This window comes from Streptomyces sp. NBC_00091 (genome assembly GCF_026343185.1).
GTDB lineage: Bacteria > Actinomycetota > Actinomycetes > Streptomycetales > Streptomycetaceae > Streptomyces.
On record NZ_JAPEMA010000001.1, the window covers coordinates 4,728,385 to 4,743,426 of the forward strand.

The 15,042-nt window shown below is 73.4% G+C and carries 12 protein-coding genes; 7 read left to right on the forward strand and 5 right to left on the reverse strand.

Annotated features, from left to right (window positions below):
- Window positions 1-26: 26 nt before the first annotated feature.
- The 4 genes from OOK34_RS21845 to OOK34_RS21860 all read right to left on the reverse strand — a co-directional run bounded on the left by OOK34_RS21845 (window position 27) and on the right by OOK34_RS21860 (window position 4,811).
- Window positions 27-260 (reverse strand): hypothetical protein, encoded by a 234-nt coding sequence (locus OOK34_RS21845; RefSeq protein ID WP_267035544.1) that lies wholly within the window; start codon window positions 258-260, stop codon window positions 27-29.
- Window positions 261-345: 85 nt separating this feature from the next.
- The gene (locus OOK34_RS21850) at window positions 346-1,323 is read right to left on the reverse strand and encodes a DEDDh family exonuclease (protein WP_267035545.1); all 978 of its coding nucleotides are present in this window, start codon (window positions 1,321-1,323) and stop codon (window positions 346-348) included.
- Window positions 1,324-1,404: 81 nt separating this feature from the next.
- Complete coding sequence (locus OOK34_RS21855; protein ID WP_267035546.1) at window positions 1,405-4,044, reverse strand: MXAN_6230/SCO0854 family RING domain-containing protein; 2,640 nt, start codon at window positions 4,042-4,044, stop codon at window positions 1,405-1,407.
- Between the two features lie 143 nt (window positions 4,045-4,187).
- Window positions 4,188-4,811, reverse strand: a complete 624-nt coding sequence (locus OOK34_RS21860; RefSeq protein WP_267035547.1) for a TetR/AcrR family transcriptional regulator — start codon at window positions 4,809-4,811, stop codon at window positions 4,188-4,190.
- 113 nt (window positions 4,812-4,924) lie between these two features.
- Between OOK34_RS21860 and OOK34_RS21865 the strand changes: the two genes are divergently transcribed.
- From OOK34_RS21865 to OOK34_RS21880, 4 genes are read left to right on the forward strand one after another with little or no spacing between them, the layout of a single operon-like run.
- Window positions 4,925-5,722, forward strand: a complete 798-nt coding sequence (locus OOK34_RS21865; protein ID WP_267035548.1) for an acetoacetate decarboxylase family protein — start codon at window positions 4,925-4,927, stop codon at window positions 5,720-5,722.
- A 1-nt stretch (window position 5,723) separates the two neighbouring features.
- Window positions 5,724-6,608, forward strand: coding sequence for an SDR family NAD(P)-dependent oxidoreductase (locus tag OOK34_RS21870; protein WP_267035549.1), 885 nt, complete (start codon window positions 5,724-5,726; stop codon window positions 6,606-6,608).
- 11 nt (window positions 6,609-6,619) lie between these two features.
- Window positions 6,620-7,906, forward strand: a complete 1,287-nt coding sequence (locus OOK34_RS21875) for an amidohydrolase family protein (RefSeq protein ID WP_267035550.1) — start codon at window positions 6,620-6,622, stop codon at window positions 7,904-7,906.
- On the forward strand, window positions 7,903-9,123 hold the full coding sequence (locus tag OOK34_RS21880) for an amidohydrolase family protein (protein WP_267035551.1): 1,221 nt from the start codon (window positions 7,903-7,905) through the stop codon (window positions 9,121-9,123). Before OOK34_RS21875 ends, OOK34_RS21880 begins: the two co-directional genes overlap by 4 nt.
- A gap of 22 nt (window positions 9,124-9,145) precedes the next feature.
- Here the strand turns inward: OOK34_RS21880 and OOK34_RS21885 are convergent, their stop codons facing one another.
- On the reverse strand, window positions 9,146-12,244 hold the full coding sequence (locus OOK34_RS21885; RefSeq protein WP_267035552.1) for an NACHT domain-containing NTPase: 3,099 nt from the start codon (window positions 12,242-12,244) through the stop codon (window positions 9,146-9,148).
- Between the two features lie 124 nt (window positions 12,245-12,368).
- Between OOK34_RS21885 and OOK34_RS21890 the strand changes: the two genes are divergently transcribed.
- From OOK34_RS21890 to OOK34_RS21900, 3 genes are read left to right on the forward strand one after another with little or no spacing between them, the layout of a single operon-like run.
- Complete coding sequence (locus tag OOK34_RS21890; RefSeq protein ID WP_267035553.1) at window positions 12,369-13,235, forward strand: sterol desaturase family protein; 867 nt, start codon at window positions 12,369-12,371, stop codon at window positions 13,233-13,235.
- Complete coding sequence (locus OOK34_RS21895) at window positions 13,232-13,954, forward strand: lysoplasmalogenase (protein ID WP_267035554.1); 723 nt, start codon at window positions 13,232-13,234, stop codon at window positions 13,952-13,954. Before OOK34_RS21890 ends, OOK34_RS21895 begins: the two co-directional genes overlap by 4 nt.
- 27 nt (window positions 13,955-13,981) lie before the next feature.
- Window positions 13,982-15,025, forward strand: coding sequence for a zinc-dependent alcohol dehydrogenase family protein (locus OOK34_RS21900; protein ID WP_267035555.1), 1,044 nt, complete (start codon window positions 13,982-13,984; stop codon window positions 15,023-15,025).
- The last annotated feature ends 17 nt before the right edge of the window (window positions 15,026-15,042 follow it).

Consider the following 15,042-nt stretch of genomic DNA (forward strand, 5'->3'; position numbering starts at 1 on the left):
GGCCGCACGAAAGGGGGGCCGGGGGATCAGACGTGGTCGACGACGCCCACCTTCCCTTCCGCCCGGGCGCAGTGCCCGCCGCAGAACCACTGGCCCTCGACCTCGACGCCCTGCCCGATGATCTGGACCCGGCAGTGCTCGCAGATGGGCGCCATGCGGTGGATGGCGCAGGAGAAGCAGTCGAAGACGTGCACCGCGCCCTGCGCGTGCACCTCGAAGGACATCCCGTAGTCGTTTCCGCAGACCTCACAACGTGCCATGCGCCGCATGCTCTGCGGGGCGGCCGACCGGAGCAAGATCCACCGGGGTGAGTCGCCGCCCCTGCACCCGGCCGGAGCAACGCCGCTACTTCTCCTCGGCCGCCGCCACGTCGCGCAGCAGCTGGGTGAAGGCCACCTCGTCCACGACCGGGGTCCCGAAGGACTTGGCCTTGACGGTCTTGGAGGTCGCGGAGTCGGGGTCGTTGGTCACCAGCAGGCTGGTGAGCCGGGACACGCTCGTCGCGATGTGCAGGCCCGCCTCCACCGCCCGGTCCTCCAGCAGCTCCCGGTCCACGGAGGTGTCGCCGGAGAAGGCGATCCGCATGCCCTGCCTGAGCGGCTTGCCGTCCTCGAAGCGCCCCGGGTTCGGGTACGGGCACGGCGGCCGCTTGCGCGAGGCCCGCCAGCTGCCGCCGCTCCCGTAGGAGGACTGGTAGCCGACGCGGGGCGCGGCGGGGGAGTCCGACCACTCCGTCAGCGGGCGGCACTCCAGCAGGGGCAGCCGTACGCCGTCCCGCGCGGCCGCGTGCAGCGACGGACGGAAGGCCTCCGCCAGCACCCGGGCGTCGTCGAGCGCGTGGTGGGCGCGCTGCTGGACCACGCCGAAGTGCGCGGCGAGGGACTCCAGCTTGTGGTTGGGCAGCGGGAGGTTCAGCTCCTTCGACAGGGCGATGGTGCACAGCCGCTGGCGCACCGGCGCGGTCGCGGAGGCCCGCGCGTACTCCCGGGCGATCATCTGCCAGTCGAAGATGGCGTTGTGCGCGACGAGCACCCGGTCGGCGAGCCACCCCGCGAACTCCTCGGCGATGTCCTCGAAGAGCGGAGCGTCCTGGAGCATCGCGCTGGTCAGGCCGTGGATCCAGGTGGGGCCCGGGTCCCGGCGCGGGTTGACCAGGGTGTACCAGTGGTCCTCCACGTTGCCCTGAGCGTCGAGCCGGTAGACGGCTGCGGAGATTATCCGGTCGTCGCGAGCGAGCCCGGTCGTCTCCACGTCGACGACCGCGTACCCCTGTGGGTACGCGGTCGGCCATTCCGCCTCTGCGGTCGTACGGTCGTAAGGCATGGTCACAGAGGATATCGGCACGGACTGACAGCCGTGGCCCGATGCCCTTTCAGTCCAGCCCCGCCCCCGGCCAGGCCCCGGTCAGGTCGCCAGTTCCGCCACCAGGTCCCCGGCGCTCACCGAGGAGAAGGATCCGGCCACTTCGGCGGGCCCGGGGAAGAGCCGGTACGCCGTCCCCGACGCCCCGGACGGAGCCGCGCCCCCGTACACCGTCGCCAGGAAGACCCGCTTGCCCGCCGCCACTTCGGCGGCGGCCGCGTCGGCGTCCTCGCGCGGCAGCCGGGCCTGCGGCGGCTCCAGCGCCGCGACCCGGGCGGCGAAACCGGCCACCGGCTCGTCCTCCCCGGCCCGGTACAGCCACAGCTCGTCGGTCAGCCCCGTACGGGGTGCCCGGCGTACGACGGCCACTTCGCGGGAGCGGGCCGCGGCCCGCCACACCGCCAGGTCCCACAGGGTCGTACGGGTCCCGGAGTCGAAGTGCTCCCACACGTCCCGGGCCACGGACGCCAGTCGCTCCCCGTGCGAGGCCACGCTCTGGAAGCCCCCCGACGCCGGCAGGTGGATGTCCGCCCACAGGGCCCGGCGGGCGGTGAGGTCCACGACCATCGGCATGCAGACCCGGGACTCGCCCGCCAGGTCGAAGCGCTGGCGCACGGTCCGCGGGTCGTACGAGGAACCGCGCGGGCCGTCCGCCGGCAGGGCCATGAAGCCGGCGAAGGCGTCCGGCAGCTCGTCGAAGGGCACGTTGTTGTAGCTGAAGACCAGCGGGACCGCGTAGACGTCCCCGCTCGATGCGAGGGCGGCCAGGTCCAGGTCCACGTACTCGGTGGCGCCGTCCGGCGCGGGCGCCGAGGTGAGGTCACCCGAGTGGGTGGCGGCCCCGAGCGGCCCGTGCCGCAGGCTGGTGTAGTCGCACACGCCGGTGAACTTCCAGCCGGCGTCGAAGAAGGCGACGGACAGGTCCAGGTCGGTGCGGTCGCCCGCGGGCTGCATCCAGTGCAGGAACAGCCGCAGCACCTCGCCCTCGGGCAGGGTCTGTGTACTGCCGCGCGGGACGGCCACCAGCGCCTTGGCGGCGGTGCGCTCGCCGAAGGGCACGGTCAGGTCCGCGAGTCCGGAGTCGAGGACGGCCAGCTCGTACGGTTCCCCCTCGGCGGCGCCGAACCGGCGCAGCACCTCGCCCTCCAGCCGGGCCACGACCGCCCCGACGAGGGGCGCCGGCAGCGGATCCCGTTCCTCCCACGCCACCTGGGCCCGCGCCACCTGGCCGCGCGGGAAGAACACCCGGCGCCCGCCCGCACGGTCCTCGGCGCGCGTCCGCAGCGCGCCGAGCGCGGACAGCAGGGGGCCCGCGCCCACCTTGGGAAGCCCCCGTTCGAGTGCCTGCTCCAGCTCGGGCAGCGGCTCCTCGCCCGGGTGCAGGCGCAGCAGGTGGTCGAGGCGGCGTACGAGTTCACCCGGGCGCTGCCCGGCGAGCGCGACGGCCGCCCCCGCGTCCCCCTCGGCGAGGGCCTGCTCCAGCCGGCCGGCCCAGGTGACGGGCCGGATCCGGTCCCCGTCCACGCGGACGGCCTCCGGGTGCGCGGCGGCCGTCTCCAGCAGCGCCGCACCGAGCCGTGTGGCGGCGGACACGGTGGTGCCCCGCAGCACGGCGAAGGCGAGCGCGGCCCGCGGGTGCCGGGCGTACCGCTCGAAGGGGTGCAGGGTCTCGGCGGCCCGCTTCCAGGCCACCGGGTGCCGCAGCAGGTCCTCGACCAGGTACTGGGGGTTCAACGCGTCGAGCACCGCGAGGAGTTCCCGGCGCAGCGGCCGGCCGGGGCTCGTGAACCGGGGGAGCGGCAGCAGGCCCGCGTCCCCGCGGGAGAGCACGGCGAGCAGCCGCAGCACGTCGGTGGCGGTGGTGAGCCGGGTGGCGAGCAGCGGACGGGCGGCGTCCTCGGTCCGCCAGTCGCCGAGCAGCGTGCCGAGGACCTGCGCCTTGGTCTCCCGTACGGGGATCTCCTCGGGGATCCAGCCGAGGTCCGCCGGGGCGGCGGGCAGCAGGAGGTCCAAGTCGTCACGGTCCTCGGGGGACAGCGGGGTCTGCCGGGCGAGCAGCGAGGCGACCACCCGGGCGCAGTCGTCCGCCAGGCCGGTGCCGAGCCGGAGCAGCCGCAGCGGGCCCGCCGGCGGATCCTCGTCCTTGAGTCCCGCCCGGGCGGCGCGGGCGGCCCGGCCGACGAGGCCCGGGCGCAGGAAGGGATCGGCGGCGTCGACGCGCCGGTGGCAGACCGGGCAGCCGGTGTAGTCGGCGCCGTCCCAGCAGGAGCGGCAGACGAGGTGCGCGCAGGGGGCGACGGGGTGGACCGTGCCGGTCTCGCCGCACAGCACGCACGGCTGCTCGGGTTCCTGGAGCAGCAGGGCGAAGACGCGGCTGACGTACCAGCGCTCGGTGTCGTGCGGGACCGAGAAGGGGAAGCGGCGGAAGAGCGGCTTGTGAGCCCGGTCGGCGCCCATCAGCTCGTCCACCAGCGCGAGCAGCCGCAGCCGCTCCTCGGCGAGGTCGGTCGGCGCGAGCACCGAAAGCGCCGCGTGCAGCTCCGGGCTCAGCGCGTGGCCGCGCTCCAGGAGCTCGCCCTCCAAGGGGCGCACCCCTTCGTGGCCGGGAGACGCGGCGGCCGGCGGCTGGTCGACGTAGACGGTCCGGAGCCGGCGCAGCAGGACGGACTCGATGGCAGACACGGGTGAACTCCCCTTCCGGGAACGACAAAGCGGGGGCGGAGAGTGGGCGCGCGGATTCGTTGGAGGAGTGAGAAGGATGCACGCCGCGGAGCCGCCCCCGCGCGACCGATCCCATCACGGGCCCCCGCGCCGGGGCAAACCGATTACCCGACCGGTCTCAGCAGGGCCTCCGTCAGGGCCCGCACCGACAGCAGGAACAGCCGCTCCGGGTCCGCCGGGCGGGCCAGGGCCCGGGCGAGCGCCGGGTCGCCGGGGGCGGCGTCCGGGTCCCACAGCTCGCCCTCGCCCGGCGACTGGGCGGGGGAGCGCTCGCGGTTGCGCTCGACGAGCAGGAAGCCGACGATCTGGAACTGGATCGCGCGCACCGCGTCGGCGGCCCGCGCCCCCCGCAGCCCGGCGGCGTGCACCTCGTCGACCAGGGCCCGCTGGGCGGGCAGGAACATCCGCTCGGTCAGCCCGCGTTCGTGGACCATCGCGATCAGGTGCGGGCGCTCGCGCAGTTCGCGCCGCAGGATCCGGGCCACCGACAGGATCCGCTCGGCGGGGGCGCGGCCGGCCGGCCGGATGGCGCCCATCTCCTCCACGGTCCGCTCCACGAGGGCGTCGAGCAGCTGCTCGCGGTTGCCGACGTGCCAGTAGATGGAGGTCACCGCCGTGCCCAGCTCGGCGGCGAGCCCCCGCATGGTGAGGGCGGCCGGCCCGTGCCGCCTGACCAGGGCGGCGGCCACTTCCAGCACCTCCTCGCGGGTCAGCGCGCTTCTGCCCATGGATCCGGCCACCCATCTGTCGATCCGTCAGTTCTCTTGTGTGCAGGGGTCTTTACCCTTCATCGGTGGCGGTGTAACTGTGTTACAGAACCGAACGAGAGGTGGTGCGAGACATGGCACGCGTACGGTACGGAGCGCGGACCGAGGCCGAGATCGCGGCGTCGCGCGAGAAGAGTTCCAAGCTCCCCGACATCTGGTCCACCGGAGTCGTCGCCGTCTGGGAGAGCGATCCCGACGTGGTCGCGGCGGTCCTGCCCCCGCCGCTCAAGCCCGCCGAACGGCCCCTCGTACGGGCCAACATCAGCAAGGTCGACCTGCCCGGCTACCCGCTCGGCGCCGGCTCGGTGGCCGTCGCCGCCCGGCACGCCGGGGTCGAGGGCTGGTACCCGCTGGTCATGCCGATGACCCACGAGCGCGCCCTGATCGGCGGCCGCGAGGTCTTCGGCGAACCGAAGAAGCTGGGCGAGGTCACCGTCGAGCGCGAGGGGCTCGTCGTACGGGCCGCCCTCGCCCGGCACGGGATCGCCTTCGTGGAGGTCCGCGGGGCCGTCGACCGCGAGCTGCCGCTGCCGGGGCCGGCGGTGAAGACCGACTTCTACTTCAAGTTCCTCCCGGCGGTGGACGGCTCGGGCCTGGACGCCGACCCGGTGCTCGTGCACTGCACGCGCAACGAGAAGGTCCGCAAGCTGGAGCACATCACCGGTGACGTGGTGCTCCGCGAGTCGATGTTCGACCCCGTCGCCGACCTCCCCGTACGCCGCCTCGTGGAGCTCACCATCGGCGAGAAGACCACCGACCAGAAGGGCCGGGTCGTCGAGCGGGTCAGCGCCCAGGCCCTGCTCCCGTACATCCACCAGCGCTACGACGACCCGCTCCAGATCCTCGACGGCCCGCCCGAGGGGAGTGTGTGACATGCGGCTCGAAGCAGGACAGGTGGCCGTGGTCACCGGCGCCGCGAGCGGGATCGGCCTCGCCATGGCCCGCCGCTTCGCCGCCGAGGGGCTCAAGGTGGTCCTCGCCGACGTGGAGGAGGCCGCCCTGCGCAAGGCCGCCGACGAACTCGCCGCGGACGGGGCCGGGGTGCTCGCCCGGACCGTCGACGTCAGCGAGCGCGACTCCGTGCTCTCCCTCGCCGACGCCGCCTACGACGCCTTCGGCGCCGTGCACGTGCTGTGCAACAACGCGGGCGTCGGATCCGGAGCCGAGGGCCGGATGTGGGAGCACGAGCCCAACGACTGGAAGTGGGCCTTCTCCGTCAACGTCTGGGGCGTCTTCCACGGCATCCAGGCCTTCGTCCCCCGCATGATCGCGGCCGGTACCCCCGGGCACGTGGTCAACACCTCCTCCGGCGACGGCGGCATCGCCCCCCTGCCCACCGCCTCCGTGTACGCCGTCACCAAGGCGGCCGTGGTCACCATGACCGAGTCCCTGTACGCCCACCTCCGGGCGGAGGGCGCGGCCGTCGGCGCCTCCGTCCTCTTCCCCGGACCGCACATGCTGCGCACCGGCCTGTGGGAGTCGCACCGCAACCGGCCCGGGCGCTACGCGAAGGAGCGCCCGCGCAGGTCCCCGTACCGCAGCCTCGACCAGTACGAGGCCGCCATGAAGCAGGCCGGCCACGAGGTGGAGTTCACCCCGGTCGAGGAGGTCGCGGAGCACGTCGTCGACGGCATCCGCGCCGACCGCTTCTGGATGCTGCCGGCGAGCGAGCACAGCGACCGGCAGATCCGCGCCCGGTCGCGGTCGATGCTCGACCGCGCCAACCCCGCCTACCTCGAACACTTCATCCTCGACTGAGGAGCCCCGCAGTGAACGCGTACGAAGACCCGTACCTGATCATCTCCTCCGACTGCCACGCGGGACTGCCCACCGAGCGGTACCGCCCCTACCTCGACTCCCGCTTCCACCCCCAGTTCGACGAGTTCCTCGGCCAGCGCGACGCCCGCCGCGAGGAGGCCACCCGGCTCGGCGTGCGCAACGAGGCCTTCGCCGAGAAGTGGTTCCACGACCACGAGGAAGGCCTCAAGGGCGGCTGGGACACCACGCAGCGGCTCAAGGAACTCGACGGCGACGGAGTGGCCGCCGAGGTCGTCTTCCCCGACGCGGACGCCGTCGACAGCCAGACGGCCGCCCCCTTCGGGGTGGGCCTCGGCCTGTCCGGCGACCAGGACCCCGAGCTGGGCATGGCGGGGGCGCAGGCCCACAACCGCTGGCTGGCGGAGTTCGTCTCGCAGAATCCCGAACGGCACTGCGGGGTCGCCCTCCTCCCCATCACCGGCGAGCCGGACAAGGTGGTCGCGGAGATCCACCGGGCCAAGGAGTCCGGCCTCGGCGCCCTGATGATCCCCTCCATGTGGGTGGACCAGGCCCCCTACCACGACCGCCGCTACGACCCGGTGTGGGCGGCGGCGGCCGAGACGGCGATGCCGATCGTCACCCACTCCGGGGCCGCGCCCCGCCACGAGTACGGGAACCACCTGGGCATCTACGTCTCCGAGGTCACCTGGTGGCCGGCCCGCCCGCTGTGGTTCCTGCTCTGGTCCGGCGTCTTCGAGCGCCACCCGGGCCTCAGGTTCGGCGTGGCGGAATCCGGCTGCTGGTGGCTGCCGAACCAGCTCTGGTTCATGGACCGCCTCTACCTCGGCGCGCACGGGGGCAAGAAGCTCTCCCCCTTCGCGGAGCTGAAGCGCCCGCCGAGCGAGTACCTGGACCGGCAGGTCTTCATCTGCGCCACCAACACCAAGCGGCGCGAACTGGCCCAGCGCTACGAGATCGGCGTGGACAACATCCTGTGGGGCTCGGACTTCCCGCACCCCGAGGGCACCTGGCCGAACACCCGCAACTGGCTGAAGAACACCTTCCACGACATCCCGGTCGCCGAGACCCGCCGCATGCTGGGCCTCGCCGCCGCCGAGGTGTTCGGCTTCGACACGGCCGCGCTCGCCCCGATCGCCCGCCGGATCGGCCCCACCCCGGCCGAGCTCGGCCAGTCCCCGGACCAGGCCGCGGTCGAGGCCTCCTGGGCCCGCTCCCGCGAGGTGGGCCGCCACTGGCTGACCGACCACGACTTCCCGGTCCTCGGGGTCTCCTCATGACCGAAGACCGCTACACCGTCATCTCGGCCGACTGCCACGCGGGCGCCGACCTGCTCGACTACCGGCCGTACCTGGAGAAGCGCCACCACGAGGCCTTCGACGCGTGGGCCGCCACGTACGTGAACCCGTACGAGGACCTCCTCGCCGACACGGCGGACCTCAACTGGAACTCCCGGCGCCGGCTGGCGGAACTCGAAGCGGACGGCATCGTCGCGGAGGTCCTCTTCCCCAACACCATCCCGCCGTTCTTCCCCAAGGCCTCGCTGATGGCCCAGCCGCCCACGGCCGAGGAGTACGAGCTGCGCTGGGCCGGCCTCCAGGCGCACAACCGGTGGCTGGCCGACTTCTGCGCGGACGCGCCGGGGCGGCGGGCCGGGGTGGCGCAGATCCTCCTCAACGACGTGGACGCGGCGGTGGCGGAGATCCGCCGCACCAAGGCCGCGGGCCTCACAGGCGGCATTCTGCTGCCCGGCGTCCCACCGGGCTCACCGGTCCCCGAGCTGTACTCGGCCGCCTACGACCCGATCTGGGCGGTGTGCGCGGAACTGGACGTCCCGGTCAACCACCACGGCGGCTCGGCCTCGCCCCCGCTCGGGGACGAACCGGCGGCCCGGGCCGTCTTCATGGTGGAGACCACCTGGTTCTCGCACCGGGCCCTGTGGCACCTGATCTTCGGCGGGGCCTTCCGCCGCCACCCGGGCCTGAAGCTGGTCCTGACGGAACAGGGCTCCGGCTGGATCCCCGGGGTGCTGGAGATGCTGGACTACTACCACGGCCGCCTGGTCGCGGCGGCGTCCACGGCGGAGGCCAAGTTCGGCGCGGGCCTGGCCGAATCGATGGGCCGGGGCCCGAGCGAGGTGTGGCGGGACAACTGCTTCGTGGGGGCCAGCTTCATGCGCCCCCACGAGGTCCCGCTGCGGGAACGGATCGGCCTCGACAAGATCATGTGGGGCAGCGACTTCCCCCACGACGAGGGCACCACCCCGTACTCCCGGGAGGGCCTGCGCATCGCGTACGCGGGCCTGCCGCGCGAGGAGGTCGCCGCGATGGCCGGCGGCAACGCGGCCCGCGTCTACGGCTTCGACCTCGCGTTCCTGGACACCCTGGCCGCCAAACACGGCCCGCTGGTCTCGGAGATAGCCGAGCCCCTGACGCAGATCCCGCCGGAAGCCACCAGCCCGGCCTTCGCCCGAGGGGCGTCGGTCCGGGTCTGGTGACGAGCGGCTCCCGCCGGGCGGATCACCAGGGGCTCAGGCGCCGGATCCGCTCGGGCGGGATCCCTCCCGCCCCCTCGATCTCGATCTTCGCACCGAGGGTGATTTCCAGCTGGTGCAGCTCGGTGAGCGGGGAGAGGTCGTAGTGGCCGCCGCTGAAGCCGGCGAGGGTCAGGCGTCTCAGTTCGGGGAGGTCCCGGAGTGCCTCCAGCCCCTCCGGGCAATGGCAGTTGTTCAGGTGCAGCTCGGTCAGCTGGGGCTGGCCGAGCAGGACCGCGGGATCCAGATCCTGCTGGTCCATCAGGCCGAGGGTGTGGAGCCCGGGCAGTGGCGTGAGTGCTGTCAGATCGGCCACGTGCGCGGCGTTCATGAGGGTCAGGGCCTTGAGGCCCGGCCATGGTTCCAGGGAGTCGAGCCGAACGTCGGGGTCGTCCACCACGAGCGTGGTGAGGGTTCGAGGGGCCGGGAGGTCCGACACGCGCCGCACGCCTGTCCGCGTGGCGAGCGACAGCCAGTCGAGTGCGCGCAGTTCCGCCAGGGGCGAGAAGTCCAGTCCGTCGGGCAGGTTCGCCAGCATCAGGCTCTTGAGCTGCGGGAGAGCCGTGAGCGGTGCCAGCCCGGACAGGTTCGGGCAGCGGTAGAGGCCCAGGTAGCTGAGTTCCTCGTGAACGGTCAGCGCTCCGAGGTCTGTCAGCCCGTTCTGGAACAGCACGACGCTCTTCAGACGCAGGTCGGCCAAGTGCTCCGGGACTCCCTCGGCATCGCTGATGTGCAGGCTCTCCACGTGCCGCAGCCCGGCGAGGGCGGCCAGTTGCTCGGGCGTGCGGACCATGACCATGATCCTGCCGAGGGTGGTGTCAGCCAGTACCTCGTCGGCGAACGGTGCGGCGTCGAAGTGCTGCCAGCTCCGTGCCACCTCCCACCCCACGCTGGTGCGGGCGTCATGGCGGAAGCGGGCGATCACCCCCATGGCCCGCGGTCCGCCGATCAGCGCCGCCGTCCGGATGCACGCAGCCGCCTCGTCTTCGAGAGTCGCCTCAGGCCCCGGCAGCAGCTCCAGCACCAGCTCCCCGGCCTTCGCCAGCTCCTCCGCCTGCTCCGGCGTGCGCGGCGGCAGCAGCTCGGCGGTCCGGGACTGGATCTCGCCGCGGAGGGACGGGTCCAGTTCCGGGGCGTGTTCCAGGCAGGCGGCGGCCAGGAGGACCAGACGGCTTCGGGCGCCCTTGACCTTGTCCGCTCGGCGCAGCAGGCCCCGGAGCAGACGGGTGCGCTCGTCGGGGCGGGCGTGGCCCACCGCCATGCGGACCACGTCGTCCCAGGTGTCGTCGTGGGCGTTCTTCACCAGCACGCCGAAGTCCCGCGACTCCACCGCCGCCTTCGCGCCCAGGTAGTCCTGGAAGGTGCGGTGGACGAAGTCCACCGAGCCCTTCACCGGTTCGCGCAGCAGCCCGCTGCGGATCAGCAGGTGCGCGAACACCTGCTCCGGGCCGCCCTGCTCGCGCACCTGCGGCATCGCTTCGAGCCACTGCGCCACCAGCTCGACGGCCTCCTCCCGGCCCGCCTCCACCTGGCCGTTGCGGATCAGCCAGTACGCGAACCGCTGGAGCAGCAGGATCTGCTCGTCCCGGGTGAGGTAGACCCCCTCGACCCCGGCGATCTCCCGCTCCGTGTCCCGCCGGACCAGCAGCATGTCCAGCGCCGCGTCGTACAGCTCCTTGCGGGCCCGGGGCAGCTGCATGCGGCGGTCGCGGTTGAGCGCGCAGAGCAGGGCGCACATCAGGGGGTTGGTCGCCAGCCGGCCCAGGTCCCGGCGCGCCGACACCGCCTCCAGCAGCGCGGCCTCGTACGCGTCGAGGTCCTCCCCGGCGGGGCCGGCTCCGCATTCCGCCCGGGCCGCCCGGTGCCAGTGCGCGACGAACGCCGCCACGTCCTCGCGCTCCATCGGCAGCAGGGAGTGCGGGGTGAACCCCTGCCCGGCGAGCCAGTCCTCCGGCACCGCCGAGGGCCGGGTGGTCACCACGTACCGGGCCTTCGGGAAGGCCGAGACGAGCGAGCGCAGCCAGGTCTCGGTGCGGGTGCGCAGCCGCTGCGGGACCTCGTCCACCCCGTCGATCAGGACCAGGGCGCGGCCGCTGAGCATCAGGTCCTCGACCCAGCCGGGCGGGGCGGACAGGGGAACGCCCGAGGACTTGAGGAACTCCTCGGGCAGCGGCAGGTTCTCGGCCGTGGTGAAGGACCGCAGCCGCAGGACGAACGGCACACAGGTGCTCCACGGCCCGCCCGTCTGCCGGGCCGCGTTCAGGGCCAGCCACTGGACCAGGGTGCTCTTGCCCGAGCCCGCCGGGCCGCGCAGCAGTACCCGGTCCGCCGCGCCGAGCGCCTGCTCCGCCTTGACGGTGGACTGGTGCATGCCCGGCTCGCCCGGCAGCAGCTGCTGCTGCTCGCCGCTGACCGCGAGGCTGATGTAGGCGAGGTCCAGCGGCCATTCCTCCCGGGCCCGGCCCGTGGTCAGGCCGAACAGCTGGAGCCGGCCGTGGGCCTCGGCGACGTAGTGGGCGTACCGCTCCTCGAAGGCGTACGCGGCCCCCGTGCCGGTGGTGCCCAGGCGGTCCACCGCCCGGGCCAGCTCGCCGGTCCTGCGGACCAGTTCCACATCGGCCCGGGCCCCGAACCCCGGCAGGGTCGTCAGGTACTCCACCGCGTGGAGGCAGGCCAGCCGGATCAGGTCCCGGCAGGCGGCCTCGGCCGCGGGGCTCAGGCCGGCCCCGGGCGGCACGGGCAGGGCGGCCGCCAGCGCCGCCGGGTCCAGGTCCGCCGCGAAGAGGGCGTCGGCGTCGACCGTGCCCAGTCCGGCGAAGGCGAAGGCGTCGGCGACCGCGTCCAGCGCGGCCAGGCGTTCGTGCTCCGGCAGCCGGTCCGCGGCGGCCCCGAGCCGGTCCGCGAGTCCGGCGGCGAGCCGGCGGATCTCCGGCTCGCCCAGCTGCGCCGGCCGGCGCCGGCGGGCGGCCGGGCGCACCGCCCTGTCGGTGAGGCCGGCCCCCGGCACGTGCCCGAGGTGCGCCTTCAGCAGCATCCCGGCCGCCGTGGTCGCCGCCCGTAAGACGGCCGTCTCCAGTCCTGTCATCCCGGTCTCCCCCCAGGTCTTCTCCCGGCCCGGACCCTATCCCGAGTACCGCCGGTAACCCCGATGGATACCGATCGGTAACAACCCCTAGCGGCGCCCCCGAAGGCGCCTCTATGGTGCGGACATGCCGAACCTGCCCGATGTCGTGCTGTGGTCCATACCCGCCTTCGTGCTGCTCACCGTCATCGAGCTGGTGAGCTACCGGATCCATCCCGACGAGGACTCCGCCGGGTACGAGACCAAGGACGCCGTCACCAGCGTCGGCATGGGACTCGGCAGCCTCGTCTTCGACCTGCTCTGGAAGATCCCGGTCGTCGCCGTCTACACCGCGGTGTACGAACTGACCCCCCTGCGGGTGCCGGTGCTGTGGTGGACCCTGCTCCTGATGCTGCTCGCGCAGGACTTCTGCTACTACTGGCAGCACCGCGGGCACCACGTCATCCGCATCCTGTGGGCCTGCCACGTCGTCCACCACAGCAGCCGCAAGTTCAACCTCACCACCGCGCTGCGCCAGCCCTGGACCAGTGCCACCTCCTGGCCCTTCTACCTGCCGATGATCGCCCTCGGGGTGCATCCGGCCGCCGTGGCGTTCTGTTACTCCGTCAACCTCGTCTACCAGTTCTGGATCCACACCGAGCGCATCGGCAAGCTGCCCCGGCCCTTCGAGTACGTCCTCAACACCCCCTCCCACCACCGCGTCCACCACGCCTCCCAGGGCGGCTACCTGGACCGCAACTTCGGCGGGATCCTCATCGTCTGGGACCGTATGTTCGGCTCCTGGGTGGGGGAGACCGACAAGCCCGTCTTCGGCCTCACCAAGAACATCAGCACCTACAACCCGCTGCGCGTGGCCACCCACGAGTACGCCGCCATCGCCCGCGACGTACGCGCCGCCGGCAGCTGGCGCGAGCGCGCCGGGCGGGTGTTCCGGGGGCCCGGCTGGCAGCCGGCCCCGGCCGAGGCAGCCCTGGAGCGGGAGCCCGCCGCGTGAGCGCCGCCGAGACCCGTACGCCGTCCTGGGCGGTCCGGCCGGTGGCCGCCACCCGTACCGGACAGGTGCTGCTCGCCGCCTTCGGCGCGGCCGCGGCCGCCGACCTCGGCTCGCTGCTGGCCGGCTGGCACCTCGGGCACGTGCTCGCCAAGCCGCTGCTGATGCCGCTGCTGGTGGCCTACGTCTGCTGCGCCGGATACGGGGGCACCCGCCGAGTGCCCCGCCTGCTGATCGCCGCCCTGCTGTTCGGCTGGGGCGGGGACCTGGCCCTGCTCTTCGACGCCGAGCCCGCCTTCCTCGCCGGCATGGGCTCCTTCGCCGCCGGGCACGTCTGCTACCTCGTCCTCTTCGGCCGGCGCGGGACCAGTCCCGCGCTCGGGGGCGCGTACGCCCTCGCGCTCGTCGGGACCGTCACGCTGCTCTGGACGGACCTGCCGGCCGGGCTGCGGATCCCCGTCGCCGGATACAGCCTGCTGCTCACCGCCATGGCCTACCGCTCCAGCGCCCTGGGCCGGGTGGCGGGCGCCGGCGGGGCGCTGTTCCTGCTCTCCGACACCCTCATCGCGACCGGGGTCGCCGAGTGGCCCCAGCTGCCGCGCCCCGACTTCTGGATCATGGCCACCTACCTCGCGGCCCAGTACCTGCTGGCCGTGGGCGCGATCACCGCCGCCCGGGCGTACCGTAGGGAAGCCACACAAGGCAGACACTGCCAAGACTGAACTATCCCCCCGGAGGGCTGCACCACCATGCGCGCCACCGTCATCCACGCCCCGTACGACATCCGCGTGGAGGAGGTGCCCGACGCTGCGGTCCAGCGCCCCGAGGACGCCGTCGTCCGCGTCCTGCGCGCCTGCATCTGCGGCAGCGACCTGTGGGCCTACCGCGGCGAGGCCGAGCGCCGGCCCGGGCAGCGCATCGGGCACGAGTTCCTCGGCATCGTCGAGGAGACCGGCTCCGCCGTCTCCGGCCTGCGCGCCGGGGACCTCGTCGTCGCCCCGTTCATGTGGTCCGACGGCACCTGCGACTACTGCTCCGAGGGCCTGTACACCTCCTGCCCGCACGGCGGCTTCTGGGGCTCGGTCGGCCACGACGGCGGCCAGGGCGAGGCGGTCAGGGTCCCGCACGCCGACGGCACCCTGGTGAAGCTGCCCGCCGCGGCCGCCTCCGACGACCACCTGCTGACCGGGCTGCTCGCGCTGTCCGACGTCATGGGCACCGGCCACCACGCCGCCCTGGGCGCCGGCGTCCGCGCGGGCTCCACCGTCGCCGTCGTCGGTGACGGCGCGGTCGGGCTGTGCGGCGTCCTCGCGGCCAAGCGGCTCGGCGCCGACCGGATCATCGCACTGGGCCGCCACAGCGCCCGTACGGACATCGCCAAGCTCTTCGGGGCCACCGACGTCGTCGCCGAGCGCGGCGAGGCCGCCGAGGCCGCCGTCCGCGAGCTGACCCGCGGCCAGGGCGCGCACGCCGTCATCGAGGCCGTCGGAACCGAGATGTCGATGCGCACCGCCGTGAACATCACCCGCGACGGCGGGGCCATCGGCTACGTCGGCGTCCCGCACGGCAGCGGCACCGGCCTCGACCTCGGCGTGATGTTCGACCGCAACATCACCCTGCGCGGCGGTGTGGCGCCCGTCCGGGCCTACATCCCGGAGCTGCTGGAGGACGTGCTGAGCGGCGCGATCGACCCGGCCCCCGTCTTCGACCGGGCCGTGTCCCTGGACGAGGTCCCGGACGGCTACCGCGCGATGGACGACCGCAGCGCGCTGAAGGTCATGATCAAGCCCTGACCGGCGAACGCGAACGC

What these genes read in the sequence shown, in the direction of transcription:
- OOK34_RS21900 (WP_267035555.1), top strand. Translation starts at nt 13,982, where the DNA reads ATGCGCGCCACCGTCATCCACGCCCCGTACGACATCCGCGTGGAGGAG.
- OOK34_RS21845 (WP_267035544.1), bottom strand. Translation starts at nt 260, where the DNA reads ATGGCACGTTGTGAGGTCTGCGGAAACGACTACGGGATGTCCTTCGAG.
- OOK34_RS21890 (WP_267035553.1), top strand. Translation starts at nt 12,369, where the DNA reads ATGCCGAACCTGCCCGATGTCGTGCTGTGGTCCATACCCGCCTTCGTG.
- OOK34_RS21885 (WP_267035552.1), bottom strand. Translation starts at nt 12,244, where the DNA reads ATGACAGGACTGGAGACGGCCGTCTTACGGGCGGCGACCACGGCGGCC.
- OOK34_RS21865 (WP_267035548.1), top strand. Translation starts at nt 4,925, where the DNA reads ATGGCACGCGTACGGTACGGAGCGCGGACCGAGGCCGAGATCGCGGCG.
- OOK34_RS21880 (WP_267035551.1), top strand. Translation starts at nt 7,903, where the DNA reads ATGACCGAAGACCGCTACACCGTCATCTCGGCCGACTGCCACGCGGGC.
- OOK34_RS21850 (WP_267035545.1), bottom strand. Translation starts at nt 1,323, where the DNA reads ATGCCTTACGACCGTACGACCGCAGAGGCGGAATGGCCGACCGCGTAC.
- OOK34_RS21870 (WP_267035549.1), top strand. Translation starts at nt 5,724, where the DNA reads ATGCGGCTCGAAGCAGGACAGGTGGCCGTGGTCACCGGCGCCGCGAGC.
- OOK34_RS21860 (WP_267035547.1), bottom strand. Translation starts at nt 4,811, where the DNA reads ATGGGCAGAAGCGCGCTGACCCGCGAGGAGGTGCTGGAAGTGGCCGCC.